This is a genomic window from Methylomicrobium lacus LW14, assembly GCF_000527095.1.
In the GTDB taxonomy this organism is placed as follows: Bacteria; Pseudomonadota; Gammaproteobacteria; order Methylococcales; family Methylomonadaceae; genus Methylomicrobium; species Methylomicrobium lacus.
The window spans coordinates 3,106,909-3,130,097 of the sequence record NZ_AZUN01000001.1; the positions used below are offsets into that span (position 1 = coordinate 3,106,909).

General features: G+C 54.9%; 24 protein-coding genes and 1 riboswitch. Of the genes, 7 read left to right on the forward strand and 17 right to left on the reverse strand.

Translation table 11 applies throughout. The features are described 5' to 3' along the window. Positions 1–20 precede the first annotated feature (20 nt). From rnhB to efp, 7 genes are all read right to left on the reverse strand, one after another. Positions 21–614, reverse strand: coding sequence for a ribonuclease HII (gene rnhB / locus METLA_RS0114335; protein WP_024299201.1), 594 nt, complete (start codon positions 612–614; stop codon positions 21–23). A gap of 25 nt (positions 615–639) precedes the next feature. Beyond that, positions 640–1,410 carry an acyl-ACP--UDP-N-acetylglucosamine O-acyltransferase gene (lpxA, locus tag METLA_RS0114340; RefSeq protein WP_024299202.1) on the reverse strand — a complete coding sequence of 257 codons (771 nt, stop codon included), beginning with the start codon at positions 1,408–1,410 and terminating at the stop codon, positions 640–642. Positions 1,411–1,412: 2 nt separating this feature from the next. Continuing rightward, complete coding sequence (fabZ, locus tag METLA_RS0114345; protein WP_024299203.1) at positions 1,413–1,856, reverse strand: 3-hydroxyacyl-ACP dehydratase FabZ; 444 nt, start codon at positions 1,854–1,856, stop codon at positions 1,413–1,415. A 138-nt stretch (positions 1,857–1,994) separates the two neighbouring features. Next, a complete protein-coding gene (locus tag METLA_RS0114350) occupies positions 1,995–2,480 on the reverse strand; it encodes an OmpH/Skp family outer membrane protein (protein ID WP_024299204.1) in 486 nt (161 codons plus the stop codon). A 95-nt stretch (positions 2,481–2,575) separates the two neighbouring features. Next, on the reverse strand, positions 2,576–4,903 hold the full coding sequence (bamA, locus tag METLA_RS0114355) for an outer membrane protein assembly factor BamA (RefSeq protein WP_024299205.1): 2,328 nt from the start codon (positions 4,901–4,903) through the stop codon (positions 2,576–2,578). An 83-nt stretch (positions 4,904–4,986) separates the two neighbouring features. Beyond that, on the reverse strand, positions 4,987–5,988 hold the full coding sequence (gene epmA / locus METLA_RS0114360; protein WP_024299206.1) for an EF-P lysine aminoacylase EpmA: 1,002 nt from the start codon (positions 5,986–5,988) through the stop codon (positions 4,987–4,989). Between the two features lie 113 nt (positions 5,989–6,101). After that, complete coding sequence (gene efp, locus METLA_RS0114365) at positions 6,102–6,671, reverse strand: elongation factor P (protein WP_024299207.1); 570 nt, start codon at positions 6,669–6,671, stop codon at positions 6,102–6,104. A gap of 83 nt (positions 6,672–6,754) precedes the next feature. Between efp and epmB the strand changes: the two genes are divergently transcribed. Together epmB and METLA_RS21480 are read left to right on the forward strand one after the other, a co-directional pair. Further along, a complete protein-coding gene (gene epmB / locus METLA_RS0114370) occupies positions 6,755–7,765 on the forward strand; it encodes an EF-P beta-lysylation protein EpmB (protein WP_024299208.1) in 1,011 nt (336 codons plus the stop codon). A gap of 288 nt (positions 7,766–8,053) precedes the next feature. Next, the gene (locus METLA_RS21480; RefSeq protein WP_152539446.1) at positions 8,054–11,164 is read left to right on the forward strand and encodes a calcium-binding protein; all 3,111 of its coding nucleotides are present in this window, start codon (positions 8,054–8,056) and stop codon (positions 11,162–11,164) included. 97 nt (positions 11,165–11,261) lie between these two features. Here the strand turns inward: METLA_RS21480 and thiC are convergent, their stop codons facing one another. The 10 genes from thiC to METLA_RS0114440 all read right to left on the reverse strand — a co-directional run bounded on the left by thiC (position 11,262) and on the right by METLA_RS0114440 (position 19,562). Beyond that, positions 11,262–13,130: a phosphomethylpyrimidine synthase ThiC gene (gene thiC / locus METLA_RS0114395; RefSeq protein WP_024299211.1), complete on the reverse strand. Its 1,869-nt coding sequence runs from the start codon at positions 13,128–13,130 to the stop codon at positions 11,262–11,264. Positions 13,131–13,162: 32 nt separating this feature from the next. Then, a riboswitch (TPP riboswitch) is annotated at positions 13,163–13,263 on the reverse strand. A 59-nt stretch (positions 13,264–13,322) separates the two neighbouring features. After that, positions 13,323–13,583: a Txe/YoeB family addiction module toxin gene (locus tag METLA_RS0114400; protein WP_029646683.1), complete on the reverse strand. Its 261-nt coding sequence runs from the start codon at positions 13,581–13,583 to the stop codon at positions 13,323–13,325. Further along, a complete protein-coding gene (locus METLA_RS0114405; protein WP_024299213.1) occupies positions 13,583–13,795 on the reverse strand; it encodes a hypothetical protein in 213 nt (70 codons plus the stop codon). Before METLA_RS0114405 ends, METLA_RS0114400 begins: the two co-directional genes overlap by 1 nt. Positions 13,796–13,881: 86 nt before the next feature. Continuing rightward, entirely contained in the window at positions 13,882–15,192 is a 1,311-nt protein-coding gene (gene hisD, locus METLA_RS0114410) for a histidinol dehydrogenase (protein WP_024299214.1), read from the reverse strand. Between the two features lie 4 nt (positions 15,193–15,196). After that, entirely contained in the window at positions 15,197–15,826 is a 630-nt protein-coding gene (hisG, locus tag METLA_RS0114415; protein WP_024299215.1) for an ATP phosphoribosyltransferase, read from the reverse strand. Positions 15,827–15,835: 9 nt separating this feature from the next. Then, positions 15,836–17,101 carry a UDP-N-acetylglucosamine 1-carboxyvinyltransferase gene (gene murA, locus METLA_RS0114420; RefSeq protein WP_024299216.1) on the reverse strand — a complete coding sequence of 422 codons (1,266 nt, stop codon included), beginning with the start codon at positions 17,099–17,101 and terminating at the stop codon, positions 15,836–15,838. 48 nt (positions 17,102–17,149) lie between these two features. After that, entirely contained in the window at positions 17,150–17,461 is a 312-nt protein-coding gene (locus METLA_RS0114425) for an STAS domain-containing protein (RefSeq protein ID WP_024299217.1), read from the reverse strand. Further along, positions 17,458–17,940, reverse strand: coding sequence for an outer membrane lipid asymmetry maintenance protein MlaD (gene mlaD / locus METLA_RS0114430; protein ID WP_024299218.1), 483 nt, complete (start codon positions 17,938–17,940; stop codon positions 17,458–17,460). The genes METLA_RS0114425 and mlaD overlap by 4 nt, the downstream gene beginning before the upstream one ends. A gap of 1 nt (position 17,941) precedes the next feature. Next, positions 17,942–18,724 carry a lipid asymmetry maintenance ABC transporter permease subunit MlaE gene (mlaE, locus tag METLA_RS0114435; RefSeq protein ID WP_024299219.1) on the reverse strand — a complete coding sequence of 261 codons (783 nt, stop codon included), beginning with the start codon at positions 18,722–18,724 and terminating at the stop codon, positions 17,942–17,944. 10 nt (positions 18,725–18,734) lie between these two features. Next, positions 18,735–19,562 (reverse strand): ABC transporter ATP-binding protein, encoded by an 828-nt coding sequence (locus METLA_RS0114440; RefSeq protein WP_024299220.1) that lies wholly within the window; start codon positions 19,560–19,562, stop codon positions 18,735–18,737. Between the two features lie 297 nt (positions 19,563–19,859). Between METLA_RS0114440 and METLA_RS0114445 the strand changes: the two genes are divergently transcribed. Genes METLA_RS0114445 through lptB form a run of 5 tightly spaced genes read left to right on the forward strand, consistent with a single transcriptional unit; the run spans position 19,860 to position 23,165 of the window. Beyond that, positions 19,860–20,837: a KpsF/GutQ family sugar-phosphate isomerase gene (locus METLA_RS0114445; protein ID WP_024299221.1), complete on the forward strand. Its 978-nt coding sequence runs from the start codon at positions 19,860–19,862 to the stop codon at positions 20,835–20,837. A 9-nt stretch (positions 20,838–20,846) separates the two neighbouring features. Then, a complete protein-coding gene (kdsC, locus tag METLA_RS0114450; protein WP_024299222.1) occupies positions 20,847–21,371 on the forward strand; it encodes a 3-deoxy-manno-octulosonate-8-phosphatase KdsC in 525 nt (174 codons plus the stop codon). Beyond that, positions 21,368–21,934, forward strand: a complete 567-nt coding sequence (gene lptC, locus METLA_RS0114455) for an LPS export ABC transporter periplasmic protein LptC (protein WP_024299223.1) — start codon at positions 21,368–21,370, stop codon at positions 21,932–21,934. Before kdsC ends, lptC begins: the two co-directional genes overlap by 4 nt. Continuing rightward, the gene (gene lptA / locus METLA_RS0114460; RefSeq protein ID WP_024299224.1) at positions 21,921–22,433 is read left to right on the forward strand and encodes a lipopolysaccharide transport periplasmic protein LptA; all 513 of its coding nucleotides are present in this window, start codon (positions 21,921–21,923) and stop codon (positions 22,431–22,433) included. The genes lptC and lptA overlap by 14 nt, the downstream gene beginning before the upstream one ends. Positions 22,434–22,439: 6 nt before the next feature. Then, the gene (gene lptB / locus METLA_RS0114465; RefSeq protein WP_024299225.1) at positions 22,440–23,165 is read left to right on the forward strand and encodes an LPS export ABC transporter ATP-binding protein; all 726 of its coding nucleotides are present in this window, start codon (positions 22,440–22,442) and stop codon (positions 23,163–23,165) included. Positions 23,166–23,189 lie beyond the last annotated feature (24 nt).

Sequence of the window (23,189 nt, forward strand, 5' to 3'; positions counted from 1 at the left end):
AGGGCAGTCTCCGTAACGCTTCAGCCGCTAGGGAGCAGGTCTCTTACCGGTCTGAATGATTTGCGGTGAATGGGCAGGGGGCCGAGCTGTGCGAGTTCGGCCAGGTGTTGCTTGGTGCCGTAACCTTTGTGCAGGTCAAACGCAAAGCCGGGAAATTCTCTCGCATAGTCTTCCATGATCCGGTCGCGGTGGACTTTGGCGAGGATAGAGGCGGCGCTGATGGCAGGAATGATGCGGTCGCCCTGGACGATGGCTTGGGCCGGAATGGATAAAACCGGCAGCGTATTGCCGTCTATCAGCACGCGCTGCGGTTGGATGGACAGCTGGTTGACCGCCCTCTGCATGGCCAGAAGGGTCGCTTGCAGAATGTTGATCTGATCGATCTCACCGACATCGGCCTCGGCGACAGCCCAGGCAAGCGCTTTCTCCTGAATGATGGAATAAAGCGTCAGTCGTTTTTTTGCACTCAGTGCTTTCGAATCGGCCAGACCGTCTATCGGCCTTTCCGGGTCGAGAATAACCGCGGCGGCGACCACAGGACCCGCCAAGGGTCCGCGGCCCGCTTCATCAACGCCGGCAATCAAGCCGGAGTCCGTTGCCGAAAAATCCCACATGCTGTAAAAAGTGAAGGACAGTCGGTTAGCGTAAAATGCCGCGGCTGACATGGCGCAAAAAATCGGCCAATTCGGCCAAATTTGCGTTGCCGCCATCAAGGGTCAACATTTCCTCGATCGCTTCTTCGAGGCGAAGATTCATTTTATAAATGATTTTATACGCCTTTCTGATCAGCCGAATGTCTTCCGGCGAGAAGCCGTTGCGTTCCATCCCGACCGCGTTGATGCCGTGAGGCTTGGTCGGCTTGCCGCCGACCATCACGAACGGCGGCACGTCCTGAGTGATCGCGCTGCCCATCGCCGCGAAGCTGTGTTGGCCGATTTTGGTAAACTGGTGCACCAGCGTGAAACCGCCCAAAATCGCATGGCTGTTTAAAGAGACATGGCCGGCCAGGGAGGCGCCGTTCGCCATCACCACATGATCGCCGATCACGCAATCATGCGCGACATGGGTATAGGCCATGAATAAATTATCGTTGCCGATCCGGGTGAGGCCTTGATCCTGCAGAGTGCCCCTGTGCATCGTGGCGAACTCGCGGATCGTGTTGCGGTCGCCGATTTCGAGCCGGGTCACTTCCGCGGCATATTTCTTGTCTTGAGGGTCTTCCCCTATCGAGCAGAATTGAAAGATGCGATTGTCTTTACCAATGGAAGTCGGCCCCTTGATCACGACGTGTGAGCCGATGACAGTACCAGAATCGATTTTCACATCGGGTCCGATCACCGAATAGGGTCCGACAGTAACGTCGCCGGCCAATTCGGCGCGTTTATCGATAATGGAGGTAGGATCGATCAAAATTAATTTACCACGGCAGCACAGCGGATTTCGGCGCTGGCGACGAATTCGCCATCGACTTCGGCAGAGCAATCGAATGCCCAGATATTGCGTTTGCTTTTCAAGAACTTGGCTTCCAGCATCAATTGGTCGCCAGGAACGACGGGCCGCTTGAATTTGGCCTTATCGATGCTGACCAGATAATAAATCATGCCGGCAAGTTCATCGCGAGCGGTTTCAGATGCCAGAAGACCGGTCGTTTGCGCCATCGCTTCGAGGATCAATACGCCCGGCATGATCGGCTTTTGCGGAAAATGGCCCTGAAAAAAAGGTTCGTTGTAGGTGACGTTTTTAACCCCTAGCAACCTGACTCCGGGTTCACATTCGACGACCTTATCCACCAATAGAAAAGGATAGCGATGTGGTAAAAAGTCTTGTATTTGTAAAATATCTAACTTAATTGACATGGTGCAGGTCATTTAGATGATTAGGATGCATTCCGCGCATGCAAATGACGAATGGAGCGGACTTTTATTGCCGTTTAGAGACGATCCACTGCCATTCGCATTCAATTTAAACAAAGGAACAAAGAAGACCGGACAAGATTATTGTGCCGATGACAGTTTTTTCTGAACCTGCGCGGTAATGTCCAATTTGTCGTTCGCAAAGAGTACGCCTTCATACAATACCAGATCGAAGCTTTGTTCCTTGGCGATGGCCTGAACGGCTTCGACGATTCGGCGTTGCAATTTGCCGAGCTCCTGATTCTTGCGGGTGTTCATATCATAGCCGGTTTCTTCGCTGACGCGTTTATAATCGAGCGATTTGTCACGCAGTTTTTTATCCATGCTGGTGCGTTCGCTTTCGCTCATGACCGCGCCATCCCGGTTTAATTTCTCTTCCAAACCTTTGATTTCAGTCTCCAGGGCTTTGATTTGCTTGACGCGGGATGAAAATTCCGTCTGCAGACGTTTCAGTTCTGGAGCTTCCTTGAGTACGGTATTCATATCGACGACGCCAACTTTGAGTTCGGCGAAACAAGTGTTGGCGGCGAGCAGTAAGCCCAGGAATAATGCAATTTTGGTTTTCATTGTGTTGTAAATCTCCAGAGAATTTAAGGGGTGGGATTGTGGGTAAATTTGTTAGATTATAGGGGATATGCCGATTAAAGCCAAAACAACTTGCTTTAGAAATTCTGCCCGAAGTTGAATTGGAAAATCTGTTTTTGATCGCCTTGATCTGAATTGGGATCATTATTAAAAGGTTTGGCGTTCAATGGATACGCGGCACTGACCGACAAGGCGCCGAAAGGCGACAGCCATTCGCCGGAAATCCCGGCGGAGTATTTTAATGCACTAAAGTTGAAGCCGTTTTCGACCGTACCGGCATCGAAGAAAGTGCCCAGGCGGACCGATTTGACATCCGATAGAAACGGCACCGGGAAAAACAGTTCGGCATTGCCGATCATTTTAGTCGAACCGCCAAGGGGGTAAAGCTGTTGTTGGTTGGTACCTATCACCTGGTGACTTTTAGGTCCCAAGGTATTATTTTTATAGCCGCGCACCGAGCCCGTGCCGCCCGCGAAGTAGTTTTCAAAGAAAGGCAAGTCGTCGGTGCCGCCATAGCCGTCGCCGTAAGCGACTTCGCCATGCAGCCGAAAAGTCAAATCTTGCGCCAGCGGAATATAGTACTGATGTTTGTAGCTGACTTTGTAATACTCCAGATCGCTGCCGGGAACGGTTGCAAGTGCGGAAAACCGTTGCTGCCCGCCTTTGGTCGGGAATATCGCCCGGTTCAGGGTGTCGTGCGACCAGCTGATTGCCGGCGAGAAGGTCAGAAAGCTGTCGCCTTCTTTCTTGACGAAGTCTTGGATTTCTTTCGCAACTTGGTCGGTGTTTTTCAGCGAGGTATGCTTAAGATCGAAATCGAAGCGCAATTGATCGAATTCGTTTAACGGGATGCCGAAGTTGATGCCGGCATTCGCGACGTCTGTCGAATAACTGGTAATATTGATGCGGCCCGCATTACGGCTGGTGTAGCCTAGGTTATAGCCTTGGCTGACTCCGTCTACGTTAAAATACGGGTTAAAAAAGCCGAATTGATAGCTGGTGATGTAATCGCTGTTATTGAAGGCGAGATTGACCCTTTTGCCCGAACCGAAAACGTTGTCCTGCGAAATGTTCGCATTCAGCACGATGCCCTGCACCTGCGAATAACCGACACCGGCCGACAAGTTGCCCGAGGCTTTTTCGGTCACTTTGTAGTTCACGTCGATCTGGTCTGCCGCGCCGACGGCCTGCGGGGTCTCGACATTGACATCTTCGAAATAACCCAGGCGTTCAAGACGGGTTTTCGAACGCTCGATCTTCGAGCCGGACGCCCAGCTCGATTCCATCTGCCGCATCTCCCGGCGTAGCACTTCATCGCGGGTCTTGGTGTTGCCGGCAAAATTGATATGGCGCACATACGCGCGTTTGCCCGGATCGACAAAAAAGGTCATCACGACCGTTTTGTTCTTTTCGTTGATTTCCGGCACCATGTTCACGTTCGCGAAGGTGTAGCCTTCATCGCCCAGACGGTCCGAGATCGCCTTGGAGGTTTCGGTGGCCTGTTTTCTCGAAAAAATCTCGCCGGGACCGATGCCGACCAGTTTGATCAGTTGCTCGGGCGGAACGATCAGATTGCCGGCCAGCTTGACCTTATCCAGCGTATAGACATCGCCTTCTTTCACGTTGATCGTGACATAAATGTCTTTTTTATCGGGGGTAATCGCAACCTGAGTCGATTCGATCGAAAAATTGATGTAGCCGCGGTCCAGATAATACGAACGCAGGGTTTCGAGGTCGGCGGACAGTTTTTGCTTCGAATATTGGTCGTTCTTGGTGTAGAAGGACAACAGATTGGTGGTGCTGAGTTCCAGTTGTTTGAGCAAGGTGGGGTCGTCAAACGCCTTGTTGCCGACGACGTTGATTTGTTTGATCTTGGTGACCCGGCCTTCGGAAATCTTGATCTGGATGCCGACCCGGTTACGGGTCAGCGTGGTGACTTCGGTTTTGATCTTTAATGCGTATTTACCGTGGCTCAGATACTGGCGGTTCAGCTCCTGCTCGACCTTGTCGAGTATCTGCTTGTTAAACACCTTGCCTTCCGACATGCCGATCGAATTCAGCGCCTTGGTCAGATCGTCCTTACTCAGATCCTTGTTGCCCTCGATAAGGATTTTTGCAATCGAAGGCCGCTCAACGACATGCACGACCAGGGTTGAACCTTCCCGCTCCAGCGAAACGTCCTTAAAGAAGCCGGTTTTGAACAGTGACTTGATGGCGGGGCCGGCATTATCCAGCGAGAACTTTTCGCCGACGTTGACCGGCAGATAGTTATACACCGTGCCCTGCGAGATCCGCTGCAAGCCTTTTACCTTGATATCGGTCACGATGAATTCTTCATCGGCTGCAACTGTCTGGGACAACAGTAGACTCAGCAAAAACAGGCGGGCAAAAGGTTTCGGCATCATGAAATAAGTGGGAGAGAGAGCAGCAATCTCTGAATTTTTGGGGCAGTTGTCCGGATTATATCATAAGAATTTATTTGCACAGCTTATGCGCGGTTTATCGGAAAACTCAGCACATCAGCGATGGCGGATTTTCCGAACAGCACCATCAGCAAGCGATCAACGCCGATCGCGATACCCGAGCAGTCGGGCAAACCCGAAGCTAACGCCGCGATCAAGCGCTCGTCTTTTGCCGCGGCCGGTAAATTTTGCTGTTTTCTGACGGCCATTTCTCGATCGAAGCGCCGGTTTTGTTCCGCCGCATCGGCCAATTCGAAGAAGCCGTTGCCCAGTTCGATGCCGTCGATAAACAGCTCGACCCGGTCGGTGACCTGCGGATTCGCCTCATTCAAGCGCGCCAATGAAGATTGACAGGCCGGATAGCCATAAACCATGCACAAGCGGTTGTTGCCCAGATGCGGCTGAATTCGGTGGCTGAATAAAAAATCGAGCCAGATCGCATGATCATCGCCGCAAATCGCGATGGCCTCGGCTAAGCCGTTGGCTGCGGCATAAGCGCAATAATCGGCATGCGAAAATTCGGCCGCATTCAGGCCAGTATGGTCGGCGAACAGTGAACAATAGCTGAACCGTTCGGCCGCCAGCAAAGTCCTGTGGCCGGCAAATAAAGTTCCGATCAGCGCCTCGCATTCGTCCATCAAGTCGGGCAGACGAAAGCCGACCCGGTACCATTCGAGCATCGTGAATTCGGGATTATGAAAGCGCCCGGCTTCGCCGTTCCGAAATGCCTTGCAGATTTGATAGATCGACCCGGAGCCCGCGGCCAACAGGCGCTTCATCGCAAACTCGGGCGAGGTCTGCAAGTACAGGGTTTGCCGCTCTGGGGTAAAATCAAACTCGGTGCTGAAAAAAGCCAGTTGCGGATCGGTGCCGATGGCCCGGCTGAGCTGCGGCGTTTCGACTTCGAGCGCGCCCCGCTGCCAAAAAAATTCGCGAATCTGTCGCAATACTTGCGCTCTGAGCGGTAAAAAGTCCGGCGCGCAACTGGGCTGCCAGTCGCATGCCGCAGATTCGGCTGGGTCGGTCATCGGAAGCGGTTATGAGGTAGGCAGAGCGGACTTAAGTAAAGCGGCTCTCACAATAGAGGCTATTCAGGACTGTGGCGTGGGTGGATGTGCGTAAGGCATCCACCCGGCTGCCATTATTCCTTGACCCGTGAAACATACTCGCCGGTGCGGGTGTCGACCTTGATCACCTCGCCGGTCTGCACGAACAAAGGCACGCGCACGACCGCGCCGGTTTCCAGCTTCGCCGGCTTGCCGCCGCCGCCCGAGGTATCGCCGCGCACGCCGGGATCGGTTTCGACAATCGCGAGTTCAACGAAATTCGCCGCGGTGACCGACAGAGGCGAGTCGTTCCACAAGGTCACGGTGCAGAAATCCTGGTCTTTCAGCCATTGCGCCGCGTCGCCGACCGCTTTTTCATCGGCCTGGTATTGTTCGAAGGTGTCGGGCTTCATGAAATTGCGGAACTGGCCGTCGTTGTAGAGATACTGCATTTCGACATCGACCACGTCTGCGCCTTCGAGGGTTTCGCCCGATTTGAACGTTCTTTCGATCACGCGGCCGGTTTTTAGATTGCGGATCTTGACCCGGTTGAACGCCTGTCCCTTGCCCGGTTTTACAAATTCATTTTCGATGATCGCGCAGGGATCATTATCCAGCATGACTTTGAGTCCGCCTCTAAATTCATTGGTGCTGTACGTGGCCATTATTTCCTCAAACCTAAAGCAATGTAAAATCTAATCATTATAATAGAGGCCTTTGCCAATAGAAACCTCAAAAACGCCCTTTCATGCCGGAACTTAACGAACAGACCGATCATTTTGCGAAAAACTGGCAACAGCAGCTTGCCGAAGCCTTCACCGACATCGACGAACTTTGCGCCTATCTGAAGCTGACTGTCGGGCAGTTGCCGGTATCGAAAGAGGCCGCCGAAACCTTCGCGCTGAAGGTTCCCCGAAGCTTCGCCGAGGCGATCGAAAAAGGCAATCCGGCCGATCCCTTGCTCAGGCAAGTGCTGCCGATCCGGGATGAAATGCAGGTTTATCCGGGTTACAGCGCCAATCCGGTCGGCGATCTCGAAGCCGCGAACGTGGCCGGCGTGCTGCATAAATATCATGGCCGCGTGCTGTTGATCAATACCGGCAGCTGCGCGATCAATTGCCGCTACTGTTTCCGCCGGAGCTTTCCCTACGCCGACCTGCAACTCGGCAAGGAAAAGGAAATCGGCGCGCTGCGCTACATCCGGGAGCATACGGACATTTCGGAGGTGATCCTGAGCGGCGGCGATCCTTTATTATTGAGCGATGAGCGCTTGCAGCGCCTGTTTCGGCAAATCGCCGGCATCGCCCACGTCAAGCGCATCCGGATCCACAGCCGCCTGCCGATCGTGCTGCCGGCCCGCATCACCCAAGGTTTACTGGAAGTTTTGACGCAAAGCGCTAAACCGGTCGTGCTGGTCGTGCATTGCAACCATCCGAACGAAATCACCGAACGGGTCGCCGAGGCCTGCCGCGTGCTGAAACAAGGCGGCATCGTCCTGCTGAATCAATCGGTGCTGTTGCGCGGCGTCAACGATAAGGCGGCCGATCTGATCGCGCTCAGCGAACGCTTATTCGAGCATGGCGTGATGCCCTATTACCTGCACTTACTGGACAAAGTCAGCGGGGCCGGGCATTTTGAAGTCGGCGAAGCCGAGGCTTTAGAACTCGTTAGGCACATGCAGGCCGACTTGCCCGGCTATCTGGTGCCGAAGCTGGTCAAGGAAATCGCCGGGGCGGATTCGAAGCAAAATGTTTTATAAAGTCCAGCGCTGTACACGAAAAAAATAATCCTCAGGCTCTCGCTGATGTTTTGAGAGCCATTGTCTTTTTTGATCTGAAAATTACGGATCAGCCGCGTCTCCTCTCGGTGAAAACCTCGGTCTTTCAAGAATTGGAACAGATTCTCTAGTGACCTCACAAAATCAGAAAGCCAAGTCGGCTTAAGCGTAGTCAAAAACAGCGATTGAACTATACTGGCTTGTAGCCGGCTCCCTGAGCCTAGGATCAAAGCTTTTAGCATATTTATCAAATACTAGGTAACTGTCATCATGTCTATAATCAATGGAACTTCAAAGAACGATGTATTGAAAAGTTTGGCCGAAAATGACGATTTGACGGGCGGGGAGGCGGGGTTCGCAACGGGCATCTTTAATGGTGTGGATACGGCCCTCTTTAGCGGGAAGTATGCGGACAGTGCGACAGGCGTTGCCAATTATAGTCTAACGGCAGCCTATGACGCTTCATTCGGTTATTATCTGGGGGTTACGGATATCAATAGCTCCGACGGCGTCACGGATGGTTCCGATCGTGTCAGGGCGGACATTGAAATTGTGCGTTTCACCGATAGTACCAGCGCTGATCCGGAGCCGAAATTTTTGTCCCTGACTCAGGAAATGGTGGCTAATGGACTGACGGATGGCAATCAAACCAATACGACCGTTTTGTCGCTTGCTAACGGCGGCTTCCTGAATTTTTGGGCCAGTGAAGATGGCTTTTATTTCAGAAAGTTTAATACCGATACGACCAGCGACAATTTTGAAATAAAGTTGCTTGATACCACAAACGACAGTTTGAGCACCGATGTCACCGTTGCCAATTTTAGCGATGGCGGCTTTATCGTGGCGTGGAGTTCTCCGGATGCCGACGGCACCGGTGTTTATGCCCAGCGCTTCGATGCCGATGGCGCGGCTGTTTCCCCTAAATTCCGCGTTAACGACACCATTACCGCAGATCAAGGCAAGCCTGCCATTGCCGTATTGTCGGATGGCGGTTTTGTTATTGCCTGGGTATCGGAAAATCAAGGCGACTCTATTCACGACGGCCAAAGTTTTGGCGATGACCCAAACCAACCTGGTGTTTTTGCGCAATGGTACGATGGCAGTACCGTACCGAACCCCATAGGCTGGGAAGTCAAAGTCAGCGATAGCGGCGCGTCTGATCCATTTGTCAGTGCGATTGATAATAACAGGGTCATCATCGGTTATGAGGGAATATCGACCGGAACCGAAAAAATGACAATACAGGCAAAAATCTTTGATGACTATGGGAACGTCGAAAGTTATCTTTATGATTTTCAACCTCATCCAGACGTTGCGGATGGCAGCGATCCTAATGATGGTTACGATGCCTTTGATGACCAAGTGGTTTCCGCCTATACCGGTTATAGTGAAAGTCCATTCAACATTAACTATGCCATCGAGCCTAAAGGCAAGGTTTTCGATGATTCTGGCATTGCTATTGAAAATGAACTTCGACAAGAAGCTAAAAATCCCGTCGCGGCCACGCTGGCGTTCAACAATAAGACGGTGGTGGTTTGGCAAGCGCCTGTCGATCCATACGTCATAATCCCTCCAACGGGTCAAGCACGGGTTGACTACGACCGCAGCATTATCTTGCGCTTATACGATAACATCACAGGCGAGGCGATTACTCATGAAATTAAAGCCAATACCTTTACCCGCTATGATCAAAAGGAGCCCGCGGTAGCGGCGCTTAAAGACGGAGGCTTCGTCGTTGTCTGGCAGTCCATGTTACAGGACGGCAGTTATCGAGGCATTTATGGACAGCGATTTGATAACGACGGCAATAAAGTCGGCGAGGAATTCCAGGCTAATACCAAGGTGGCCGACTCGCAAAAAGAGCCGACGGTTACGGGGCTTGACGATGGCGGTTTTGTCGTGTCATGGGTGGCGGAATATCAGGATGGCAATCAACAAGGCAAGTACCAAAACGGTTTGTCGGGTACCGAAATTATCATGCAGCGCTTCGATAAAGACGGTAATAAGATGGGTCTGTCGATTGCCGGAGGCGTGGGCGATGACAGCCTGAGCATTGGCGGTTTGCAACCCATTCAGTTGGATGGCGCGGCCGGTAATGACCTGCTAACCTCTGGCGACGGAATCGATACCTTGCGAGGCGGTGATGGTAATGATGTTTTGGATGCGGGCAAGGGCAACGACTTTATGGTGGGCGGCGCAGGGGATGACCGCATCATTGCCGGGGAAGGCGACGACTTCGTTAATGGTGGTGCAGGCTCGGATACCCTCGTGCTGTTGGGCAGCAAATTAGACTATGAAGTCAAGAAAATTGGCAGTGGTTTTACTGTTCGTTCTTTGAACTCAAGTTATGCTGATGGCACCGACACTTTGCAAGGTGTCGAATATTTGGCGTTCAAAATAAAAACGGATGACACGGACGATGGAATCACCAGCCTAAATAGTTTCGGTTCTGGAGGTACTGGCGGTACTGGAGGTTCGGGCGGTTCGGGAGGTAATAGCAATGTGCCTGGAATCGAGCTTTCTGACTTCGATGTTAAGCAAGTGAAGGTTTTGTCGGGCACCGACAATAGTGACACCCTGACCGGCGGCAACACCAAAGGGGCAGCCGATACCCTGCAGGCCGGAAATGGTAATGACTTGTACGTTGCCCTGGGTAATGCGTTGGTTATTTACGATACCGGCGGCAATGATACCTTGCAGGTTTCGACAAGCCATGTCGACTTGTCTCAGCCTTATAGTAATGCCAACAAAATCAAAGGCTTGAATAACATTGAAAATGTCGAATTGACAGGAAAAAAAGCCTTAAAGCTGACTGGCAACGATCAGGATAATATTCTGATCGGCAATGATGGCGCCAATAAAATTATCGGCGGTGCCGGTAGCGATATTATTGCAGGGGGACTGGGTAAGGATAAACTGACCGGCGGGGAAGGTAGCGACATATTTCTTTTCAAAGACTCTTTGTCAAAGAAAAACGTTGATGTGATTACCGATTTTGACAGTGGCACCGATAAAATCCGTTTGAGTTCCGTTATTTTTAAAGACCTTGATGCGGATAATGATGGCATCATCAACTTTGAAAGTGGTTACGGCCTAAAAAGTGCGCATACCGACACGGCTTCTTTTATCGTTTACGACACGAAAAGCGGCAAATTATATTATGACGAGGCGGGTAAAGACGCTATCCAGTTCGCTAAACTGGCTACTGATAATGGGGGGAGCACCCCGCCACCCTCTACTTCGGGCGGGGGGTTTGGAACTTCTTCGGGAAGCGGTCAGAGTTCCTCAGGTTCTGGATCATCGAGCTCTCCGGAAGTCACAACGGTCGGAGTCAAGTTTGCCCCGGATCTAGTCGTCACTGATTTTGATTTGTTTATCTAATCATATGACGCGGATTGGCTTAAGGAATCCGCCGCTTCAGCGGAAGTAAGCAAGTTGGAGGGAAAGCTCCCGACGATAACGTCGGGAGCCAAAATAATCACACCTTGTGGTAAATATCCGCGCCTTCTTCGAGAAACTGCTTCGATTTCTCATCCATGCCTTTCAGTAAGGCTTCTTCTTCGTTAAGGCCTTTCTCGGCCGCATAATCGCGCACGTCCTGGCTGATCTTCATCGAGCAGAAGTGCGGGCCGCACATCGAGCAGAAATGCGCGATCTTCGCCGATTCCTTCGGCAGCGTTTCGTCATGGAATGTGCGCGCCTTTTCGGGGTCGAGGCCGATGTTGAACTGGTCTTCCCAGCGGAATTCGAAACGCGCCTTCGACATTGCATTGTCGCGCGCCTGCGCGCCCGGATGACCTTTCGCCAGATCGGCGGCATGCGCGGCGATCTTGTAGGTCACGATGCCTTCGCGCACGTCCTGCTTGTTCGGCAAACCGAGGTGTTCCTTCTGAGTCACATAGCACAGCATCGCGCAGCCATACCAGCCGATATTGGCCGCGCCGATCGCGGAGGTGATATGGTCGTAACCCGGCGCGATGTCGGTGGTCAAAGGCCCCAAGGTATAGAAAGGCGCCTCGCCGCATTCCTCAAGCTGTTTCTCCATGTTGACCTTGATCATGTGCAAAGGCACATGGCCCGGACCTTCGATCATCGTCTGCACGTCGTGCTTCCAGGCGATCTGGGTCAACTCGCCGAGCGTTTCGAGCTCGCCGAATTGCGCCGCGTCGTTCGCATCGTAAATCGAGCCCGGACGCAGGCCGTCGCCCAATGAGAACGACACGTCATAGGCTTTCATGATTTCGCAGATTTCTTCGAAATGCGTGTACAGGAAGCTTTCGGTATGGTGTGCGAGACACCACTTCGCCATGATCGAGCCTCCGCGCGAGACGATGCCGGTCATCCGCTTCGCGGTCAGCGGCACGTACTGGAGTCTGACGCCCGCATGGATCGTGAAATAATCGACGCCCTGTTCGGCCTGTTCGATCAAGGTGTCGCGGAAAATCTCCCAGGTCAGTTCCTCGGCCTTGCCGTTGACCTTTTCGAGCGCCTGATAGATCGGCACCGTGCCGATCGGCACCGGCGAATTGCGCAGGATCCATTCGCGGGTTTCGTGGATGTTCTTGCCGGTCGACAAGTCCATGATCGTGTCGCCGCCCCAGCGGATGCCCCAGAGCATCTTTTCGACTTCTTCCTCGATCGACGAAGTGACCGCCGAATTGCCGAGGTTGCCGTTGATCTTGACCAGGAAGTTGCGGCCGATGATCATCGGTTCGAGTTCCGGATGGTTGATGTTCGCCGGGATGATCGCGCGGCCGCGGGCGACTTCGCTGCGCACGAATTCGGGCGTGATCACGTTCGGAATCGAGGCGCCGAACGATTCACCCGGATGCTGATCCTTCCATAAGTCGCGCATCTCGTCCATCTTCTGGTTTTCGCGGATCGCGATGAACTCCATTTCGGGGGTAATGATGCCTTTCTTCGCGTAGTGCATTTGCGAAACGTTCATGCCCGCCTTCGCGCGGAGCGGCTTGCGGATATGCTCGAAGCGCAGGTGTGCGGTCGCGGGATCATGCAGGCGTTGATGGCCGAAGACCGAAGTCGGTCCGGCCAATGCCTCGGTGTCGCCCCTTTCCAGAATCCAATTCGCGCGGATGGGGGACAGGCCCTTTTTCAAATCGACCGCGACATTTGGATCGGTGTAAACGCCGGAAGTGTCATACACAAAGAGCGGAGGGTTCTTTTCGGCGCCGAAATGCGCGGGCGTATCGGACAAAGTGATTTTGCGCATCGGCACCTGGATGTCCGGGCGGCTGCCCTGCACATAGACTTTTTCCGACGCGGGATAAGGATCGATTTTGACTTGACTGACCGCGTCGGCGGTCAAATCTTTTAGAACAGCGCTCATTGCGTTTCTCCAACAACAAAAACAAACAAGGCGCGGGGAAGTTAGGGCTTTCCTACGCCGGTATTAACCGGAATCAGGTTCAAAGGGTCTTTCTCAGCCTGCCGATGTGCGGCAAACACCCCTAGCCTATACGGATTTCGTTAAAATAAAGTAAAACAGTAGGTTTTGCAAGTTCGGGATGAGCAAAACCCATCATTCATAATGTGTCCACATCATGATGACTTTTATGGCCTGTTCTTTGGCCAGGACTTCATAAACCAAGCGGTGCTGTTTGTTGATTCGTCTGGAAATCGCGCCTTTGAATTCTCCCTTTAAGAATTCAAATTCGGGAGGATAAGCATAGGGATCTTTAGAGATCAACTTCAAAAGTTCTTCGACTTTGTGTTTCAGATTGGATGCTTTTATCAATTGCGCGTCCTTCTTGGCGCGATTGGTAAAAAACAATTGATACATCACCAATCCAGCTGATCAGAACATTGATCAAGCGGCGTATTTAAACCGTCAACGATCGCTTGTTTGATTTCCGGGTTCTTCGAGAGGTAATCGCTGTCGCTTTCTTTGCCGACTTCTCTCTTCAGAAACAATACAAAGTCGAGCACCTCTTTTTGTGAACTTATAGGAAGGGCATTAACTTCCTGGTTGATTTTTTCTTGCAAGGTGTTCATTTATTTCCTCCAAATTAAACATCTGGAATAATGCGATCCCTGCATTGATTTTCCTAACAAGCCCTGCGGAGTTTTGGTTTGCTCCCTTAGTCCTCTTTTATCCGATACTCAGCAGAACGCGCATGCGCTGTCAGCCCTTCGCCGCGCGCCAGGATCGAGGCGGTCTTGCCGAGTTCGCTGGAGGCCGCGGGCGAGCAGTTGATCAGGCTGCTGCGTTTCTGAAAGTCGTAGACGCCGAGCGGCGAGGAAAAGCGCGCGGTGCCCGAGGTCGGCAGCACGTGGTTCGGGCCGGCGCAGTAATCGCCCAGGGCTTCGGCGGTGTGGCGGCCGAGGAAGATCGCGCCGGCGTGGCGGATGTGCTCGCATAATCCTTCGGGATCGGCGACCGACAGTTCCAAATGTTCCGGTGCGATCCGGTTCGCGGCTTCGGCGGCCTGCAGCAGGTTTCCGACCTGGATCAAGGCGCCGCGTCCGGTCAGCGATGCCTGGATGATCTCGGCGCGCTCCATCTCCGGCAGCAGTTTGTTGATGCTGTGTTCGACCGCATCCAGAAACGCCTTGTCGTCGCTGATCAGGATCGCCTGCGCGTTTTCGTCATGCTCGGCTTGCGAGAACAGGTCCATCGCGATCCAGTCGGGATCGGTCTTGCCGTCGCAGATGATCAGGATTTCGGAGGGCCCCGCGATCATGTCGATGCCGACCTGGCCGAAAACCAGTTTCTTCGCGGTCGCGACATAGATATTGCCGGGACCGACGATCTTCGCGACGGGCGGCACGGTCTCGGTGCCGTAAGCGAGCGCGGCTACCGCCTGCGCGCCGCCGATCGTGAACACGCGATCGACGCCGGCGATAGTGGCCGCGGCCAGCACCAGCTGATTCAATTCACCCTTCGGAGCCGGCACGACCATGATCAGTTCGGGGACGCCGGCGACCTTGGCCGGAATCGCGTTCATTAGCACCGATGAAGGATAGGTCGCCTTGCCGCCCGGCACATACAGGCCGACCCGGTCGAGCGCGGTGATTTTCTGGCCGAGCACGGTGCCGTCCGCCTCGGTATAGCTCCAGGACGCCATCTTTTGATGTTCAGCGTAGGCGCGTATCCGCTCAGCCGCGGTTTGCAAGGCCTTGGCCTGCGCTTCGGGTACAGCCTCGAAAGCGGCCTTGAGCTGAGCTTGGCTCAATTCGAGTTCGGCGGCGCCGGTCACCGCGCGCTGGTCGAAACGGTTGGTATAGTCGACCAAAGCCTGATCGCCCTGTATGCGCACCTCGGTAATGATTTCGAGCACCCGTTGATGGACCGACTGGTCTTCGCTTTCGTTCCAGGCCAGAAGCCGGTTCAGTTGGCTGTTAAAGTCGGCAGATGTCGCGTCGAGGCGGGTCAGGGTTATCTTGGGCATGGCATTAACCTTTGTTGGCTAGAGTCGCTTCGAATTGATTCAAGAGGTCAACGATCGCGCGGTTTTTCATCTTCATCGCGGCCTTGTTCACGACCAGTCGCGAGCTGATGTGCATGATCAGCTCGCGCGGCTCGAGGTTGTTCGCCTTCAGCGTATTGCCGGTCTCGACCAGATCGACGATGCAGTCGGCCAGGCCGACCAAGGGCGCCAGTTCCATCGAACCGTACAGTTTGATGATCTCGGCCTGGATGCCTTTTTTCGCAAAATAGCGCTGAGCGATCTTGACATATTTGGTCGCGACGCGAATCCGGCCGGACAAGGGCGGCGCGTCCTTGTGCTCGGCGGTCATCAGCCGGCAGCGCGCGATGCCGAGATCGAGCGGCTCGTAAAGGCTTTCCGCGCCGTGTTCGAGCAGCACGTCCTTGCCGGCGATGCCGAGATCGGCGGCGCCGTATTCGACGAAGGTCGGCACGTCGGTCGCGCGGATGATCACCAGTTGCACGTCCTCGCGCGTGGTCCTAAGGATCAGCTTGCGGCAGGTTTTTGGATCGTCGATTGGGGTAATGCCGGCGGCTTCGAGAAAAGGCAGCGCCTCTTCGAAAATCCGGCCTTTGGATACGGCTATCGTCAGCATCGGACCACCTTAATTCGGGACGCGGCGGATCGTCGCGCCGAGTTGCTGCAATTTTTCCTCGATGTGATCGTAACCGCGGTCGATATGGTAAATCCGGTCGACGATCGTGTTGCCTTCGGCGGCTAGCGCTGCAATCACCAGGCTCGCCGAGGCGCGCAGATCGGTCGCCATCACCGGCGCGGCGGTAATCTTGTCGACGCCGGTGCAGATCGCGGTATTCGATTCGAGCTTGATGTCGGAGCCCATGCGTTGCAATTCCTGCACGTGCATGAAGCGGTTTTCGAACACCGTTTCGGTGATGATGCCGACGCCTTCCGCAATCGAATTCAACGCGATGAACTGCGCCTGCATGTCGGTCGGAAACGCCGGGTACGGCGCGGTGCGCACCGAAACGGCCTTTGGCCGTTTGCCGTGCATGTCGAGCCGGATCCAGTCTTCGCCGGAAGTGATGTCGGCGCCGGCCTCGATCAGTTTTTCAAGCACCGCATCGAGGATGTCGGGGCGGGTGTTTTTCAGTTTGACCGAACCGCGCGTGATCGCGGCCGCCACCAGGTAGGTGCCGGTTTCGATCCGGTCCGGCATGATGTTGTAGTGGATATTCTCGACGCCGAGTTTTTCGACGCCTTCGATCACCAGCACATCGGTGCCGATGCCGGAAATCTTCGCGCCCAACGCATTCAGGAAGTGCGCGAGATCGCTCACTTCCGGCTCTTTCGCGGCGTTTTCCATGATCGTGGTGCCTTCCGCCAGGCAGGCCGCCATCATCAGGTTTTCGGTGCCGGTCACGGTAACCTGTTCGAGCACCAGGCGGCAGCCTTTCAGGCGATCGACCTTGGCGTGAATATAGCCGCCTTCGACCTTGATTTCGGCGCCCATCTTGATCAGGCCGTTCAAGTGAATATCGACCGGACGGGTGCCGATCGCGCAGCCGCCGGGCAGCGAGACATGCGCTTCGCCGAAGCGTGCGAGCAAAGGCCCCAATACCAGAATCGACGCGCGCATCGTGCGCACCAGTTCGTAAGGCGCTTCATAGCTATGGATGAAGCGGCTGTCGACTTCGACGTTCATTTTTTCATCGACCAACAGGCGCACGCCCATCCGGCCCAACAATTCCATCGTGGTGGTGATGTCATGCAGGTGCGGGATGTTGCCGACGGTGACCGGCGTTTCCGCGAGCAGGGTGGCGGCAAGGATCGGCAATGCGGCATTTTTCGCGCCGGAAATGCGCAATTCGCCGGATAAGGGTTTGCCGCCGGTGATGATTAATTTATCCATAGCAGGTTTCTAAGTGATTTGATTCGGTGAGAAAGAATTGGGGCGATGTCATTCGAGGTGGGACGCGAAATGCGCGTCCTTGTCGAAACCGCTGAGCCGGGCCAGGCTCAGCAACTGTTTCGGCACATGGCTGAAACGGAGTTGAATCCGTTTGGCGCGGCAATATTTGATCCATTCTATCATCAGCGCCAGTCCGGCGCTGTCGGTATTGTCGACCCGGCCGAGGTCGATCGTGATGTCCTTGTGCGAGGTCAAAAAGGCCAGCGATTTGACCGTACGCTTGTCGATCGTCGCGAAAGTCAGGTCGCCATCGACAAGAAAATGCCCTGCGCCCTGATCAACGATGTTCAGCCTGCTCATTTCTTCTTCTCTTCCGCCTTTTCCTCGGCCGACTTGAACAGAAACTGGCCGATCGCCTTTTCGAGAATGATCGCGGATTGGGTGAGTTCGATCTTGCCGCCGTCTTCCAGGTATTCCTCGGAACCGCCCGGCTCCAGATTCACGTATTGCTCGCCGAGCAACCCCGCGGTGAAGACGCTGGCGGTGGTGTCGGAAGGCAAGGTCTTGTATTGCGAATAGATCGCCATTTCGACGACCGACTGATAGGTCTTAGGGTCGAAACTGATCGCCCTGACCTGGCCGATCTTGACGCCGGCCGCCGATACCGGCGATTTGACCTTCAGGCCGCCCGAATTTTCGAAGCTTGCGGTCACCGTATAGCTGTCTTCTTCGACAAAGGAGCTCAAATTGCTGACTTGCAAAGCCAGAAAAAACAATCCGGCGATGCCGGCGGCGACAAAAAGCCCAACCAGGGTATCCTGGGTGTTGCTGTGCTGCATGTTAATCTTCTCCAAACATGAGTGCGGTCAAGATAAAATCGAGGCCCAAAATACTGAAAGCCGAATTCACGACGGTGCGGGTGGTCGCGCGGCTGACGCCTTCGGAAGTCGGCACCGTGTCGTAGCCTTCGAACAGCGCGATCCAGGTGGTCACGAAGCCGAATACGATGCTTTTGATGAAGCCGTTCACGATGTCGTCTTCGAAATCGATATTGGCCTGCATTTGCGACCAGTAAGCGCCGTCATCGACGCCGAGCAACCCGGTGCCGACTATTTGTCCGCCGACGATGCCGACCGCGCTGAACAGGGCCGCGAGCAGCGGCATCGCGATGAAGCCGGCCAGAAAACGCGGCGTGATGATGCGCCGGATCGGGTCGACCGCCATCATCTCCATGCCGGAAAGCTGTTCGGTCGCCTTCATCAGGCCGATCTCGGCGGTCAGGGCGGAACCTGCGCGGCCCGCGAACAGCAAGGCGGTGACTACCGGTCCCAATTCCCTGACCAAGGAAGCTGCGACCATTAACCCTAAGGTTTCTTCGGCGCCGAAATCGGACAGGATGTAATAGCCTTGCAGGCCGAGCACCATGCCGACGAAGAGCCCCGAGATCACGATGATCAAAAACGACAGGACGCCGACCGAATAGACCTGGTTGACCAGCAAACGCGGGCGCGGCATGACATCGATAATGCCGGTCAGGGTTTCGAGCAGGAAATAGGAGCCTCGGCCGAGCTTGGTGAAACTGGTCGTGGTGGTCTTGCCAAGCGTGTTCAGAAATTTAGTCATCGTCCGAGAATCAGTAGCGTCTTCCTGTCGAGATCAGGTCGTCAAAATAATCTTTGGCGGGATAGTGGAAATGCACCGGGCCGTCCGCCGCGCCGGTCATGAACTGTTGCACCCAGTCGGACGGAGATTGCCGGATTTCTTCCGGCGTGCCTTGCCCTGCAATTTTACCGTCCGAGATCAGGTAGACGTAATCGGCGATCGCCATCGTTTCCTGGACATCGTGCGAGACGATGATGCTGGTCAGGCCGAGGGTGGTATTCAGCGATTTGATCAGATGCACCAGGGCGCCCATCGAGATCGGGTCCTGCCCGGTAAAGGGTTCGTCGTACATGATCATCATCGGATCGAGCGCGATGGCCCGTGCCAGTGCAATCCGCCGGGCCATGCCGCCGGACAGTTCGTTCGGCATCAAATCGCGCGCGCCGCGCAGGCCCACCGCGTGCAGCTTCATCAGCACCAGCGTGCGGATCATCGATTCGGGCAGATGCGTATGTTCGCGCAGCGGAAACGCGACATTATCGTAAACGTTCATGTCGGTCAGCAGCGCGCCACTTTGAAACAGCATGCCGATGCGTTTTCGGAGATTGTACAATTCGGCCCGGCGCAGCCGGTGTACGTGCTGGCCGTCGACATGAACCGCGCCGGTGGCCGGCGTCAACTGGCCGCCGATCAGTTTCAGCAGCGTCGTCTTGCCGGTGCCGCTGGGACCCATGATCGCGGTGATCTTGCCGCGCTCGATCGATAGATTGACGTCATCGAAAATTTTCTTTTCGCCGCGCGAAAACGACAGATTGCGCACACTGACCAGATTGTCTTGTTGTTTTACGCTGTTTTCCATGCGCGGTTTCGGTTTGGGGTCGACGATATGAACCCTCTATTCTCACTGAATAATCCCTATAAAGTCAATAGATTATGAGGCTTTTTAGCATAATGCGATGATGCGGTGCGGCATGGCCGGATGGCTCCGGATCGCCGTCGGTTGCACAATCAAGCACATGCCGGCCGCCGTTTGCCGATTTTAACGTTGAGCCTATAGACCATTGGCCGGCTAATCATGGCATAATGTGCGTTTTTAAATATTCATTCGACGCTTGTTAATGACTTTCATGCCGCGGCCATGCCGCCGTCCCCGCAGATGATGCTGCACGACCAGGAACTGCGCGCGTTGGCGCTGGCGGTGATTCAGGTGGAAGCCCAGGCTGTGGCGGCGCTGGCCGATCGCATCGACGCGCATTTTGCCGCCGCCTGCCGGCTGATGTTTGCCTGCCCCGGCCGCGTGGTCGTGACCGGCATGGGCAAATCCGGGCATATCGCCGGCAAAATCGCCGCCACCCTGGCCAGCACCGGCACGCCGGCGTTTTTCGTGCATCCGGGCGAGGCCAGCCACGGCGATCTCGGCATGATCACCAAGCAGGATGTGGTGCTGGCGCTGTCCAATTCCGGCGAAACCGAGGAAGTGCTGACGATCCTGCCGATCATCAAGCGCCTCGGCGTACCGTTGATTGCGATGACCGGCAATCCGGCATCGACCCTGGGGACGCTCGCGACCGTGCATATCGATGTCGGCGTCGCCCAGGAAGCCTGTCCTTTAGGCCTTGCGCCGACCTCGAGCACGACCGCCGCGCTGGCGATGGGCGATGCGCTCGCGGTGTCGCTGCTGGAGGCGCGCGGCTTTACCCGCGACGATTTCGCGCTGTCGCATCCGGGCGGCAGCCTCGGCAAGCGCCTCTTGCTTCGGGTCAGCGACATCATGCACACGGGCGGCGAGATGCCGTCGGTGCGCGAGACCGCGCTGATCAGCGAAGCGCTGCTCGAAATGACTGAAAAGAAACTCGGCATGACTGCGATCGTCGATGCGGACAACAAGGTGGCCGGCATTTTTACCGACGGCGATTTGCGGCGCATGCTCGGCAAGAATCTGGACATCCATAAAACCCGCATCGATACGGTGATGACCGCGCATTGCACGACCATCGGCATCGACATGATGGCGGCCGAGGCGATGCAGATCATGGAGCAAAAACGCATCAATGCGCTGATCGTGACCGACGCGGAACGCCGCGCGGCCGGCGCATTGAACATGCACGACCTGATCCGGGCCGGTATCGTCTAGGGAACCACCATGCAAACAGTGATTGAAAAAGCCAAAAAGATCAAATTATTGGTGCTCGATGTCGACGGCGTGTTGACCGACGGCCGGTTGTTTTTCGATTTTTTCGGCAACGAATACAAGTCTTTTCATGCCCGCGACGGCCACGGCATCAAGTTGCTCAAACGCACCGGGGTCGATATCGCGATCATTTCCGGGCGCAAATCCAAATCGGTCGCGCTCAGGATGAAGATGCTCGGCATCGAACATGTTTACCAGGGCCACGAGAACAAACGCCAGGCGTTTCAGGAATTGCTCGGCAAGACCGGACTCACGCAGGAACAGGCCGCCTATGTCGGCGATGATTTGCTGGATCTGCCGCTGATGGTCCAGGTCGGGCTCGCGGTCGCGGTCAATGACGCGCATCCGGACGTGAAGGCGCGCGCCGACTGGTGCACGACGCTGCAAGGCGGGCGCGGCGCGGTCCGGGAAGTCTGCGACCTGATCATGCAGGCGCAAGGCCATTATCAAGCGATATTGGACAGTTATCTGCAATGAGGCTGCGCCATTTACGCATTCATATCTATCTCGGCGTGCTCGCCCTGTTGAGTTGGGGACTGGTCGAATTGACCATTACCGAGGAGGAAGGAGCCCTGGTCGTGCCGCCGCACAGCCCGGATTATTTCAGCACCGGCTACCGCAAATGGGAGATGGGCGTTGACGGTCTGTTGAAAAACAAACTGACCGCGGACCGGATGACGCATTACAGCGATGACGGCACCACGCATTTGGACAAACCGCTGATGTTTTTCCATAATGCCGCGACGCCGCCCTGGGTGATCAACGCGGAGGCGGGCGTTTTGTCGGCCGACGGCAAGGACTTGCAAATGAACGGCAAGGTCCACGTCGAACGGGCTGAGGGTAAGGGCGCGAAGCCATTGATCATCAATACAACCAATGCCAGAGTCAAGCCGGAAACGCATTATGCGGAGACCGATGAATGGGCCGAATTGATCAGTCCGCCGAACCGCACCACCGGCGTCGGCATGAAACTGGTATTTGAGCAGCCGGTGCATCTGCAATTGCTGTCGAAAGTGCAGGGAAAATATGAAACCAAATAAATTTTGCGGTTATTTAAGTCTTTGTCTCGTGCTGTCCGGATTTTACGGCGCCGCCGCGCACGCCTTGGCGACCGACGCCGAACAGCCGATCACGATCGATTCGAATACCGCAACCTATGATGACAAGGCCGCGGTCAGCATCTATACCGGCGATGTGATTTCGATCCAGGGCAGCATCAGGGTCAATTCGGACAAGCTGGTCGTACACTTTGTCGATGGCGACGCGGGAAAACTGGTGTTTACCGGCAATCCGGCAAGGTTCAAGCAAACGCCGAGCCCGGGCAAGGAAGACATCATCGGCGATGCGTTGACCGGCGAGTATTATCCGAAAAAAAACCTGTTGATTCTGAAAAATAACGCCACGGTCAAACAAGGTACCGGAACCTATGCGAGCGATTATATCGAGTACGATATCAACACCTCGCTGGTCAAGGCCGGCGACAAATCGACCGATTCCAAACGGGTGCGCGTCACCTTGCAACCGAAAGCGAAAAAGTAAAACGCGATGACTCGACTCGCCGCCAACCAACTGATCAAGAATTACAATCAGCGCCATGTCGTAAAGGGCGTCTCGCTCGAGGTGAATACCGGCGAGGTCGTCGGCCTCCTGGGTCCGAACGGCGCCGGCAAAACGACCAGTTTTTACATGATGGTCGGCCTGATCAAGGCCGATGGGGGCGAGATCACGCTCGATGAGCAGGACATCACCCATCATCCGATGTATTTGCGCGCGCGACTCGGCATCGGCTATCTGCCGCAGGAGCCGTCGATCTTCCGTAAGCTCAGCGTCGAGGACAATATCCGCGCGGTGCTGGAGCTGCGCGGCGATTTGACGCGCGGACAAATCGATCTGGCCATCGAGGAACTGCTGGAGGAACTGCATATTCCGCATCTGCGCAAGCAAATGGCGATGAGCCTCTCGGGCGGCGAGCGGCGGCGGCTCGAAATCGCCAGAGCCCTGGCCTGCAATCCGCGCTTCATTTTGCTCGACGAACCGTTTGCCGGCGTCGATCCGATTTCGGTCGAAGACATCAAAAACATCATCATCCAGCTGAAAGACCGCGGCATCGGCATCCTGATCACCGAACACAATGTTCGGGAAACGCTGGGTATTTGCGACAGGGCGTATATACTTAACGACGGCCGGGTCATCGCCGAGGGCGGGGCCGACGCGATCGTCGCCAATGAAGAAGTGCGCAAAGTGTATTTGGGCGATAAATTTAGTCTTTAGATCCAGCAGTCAATAAATTCACCG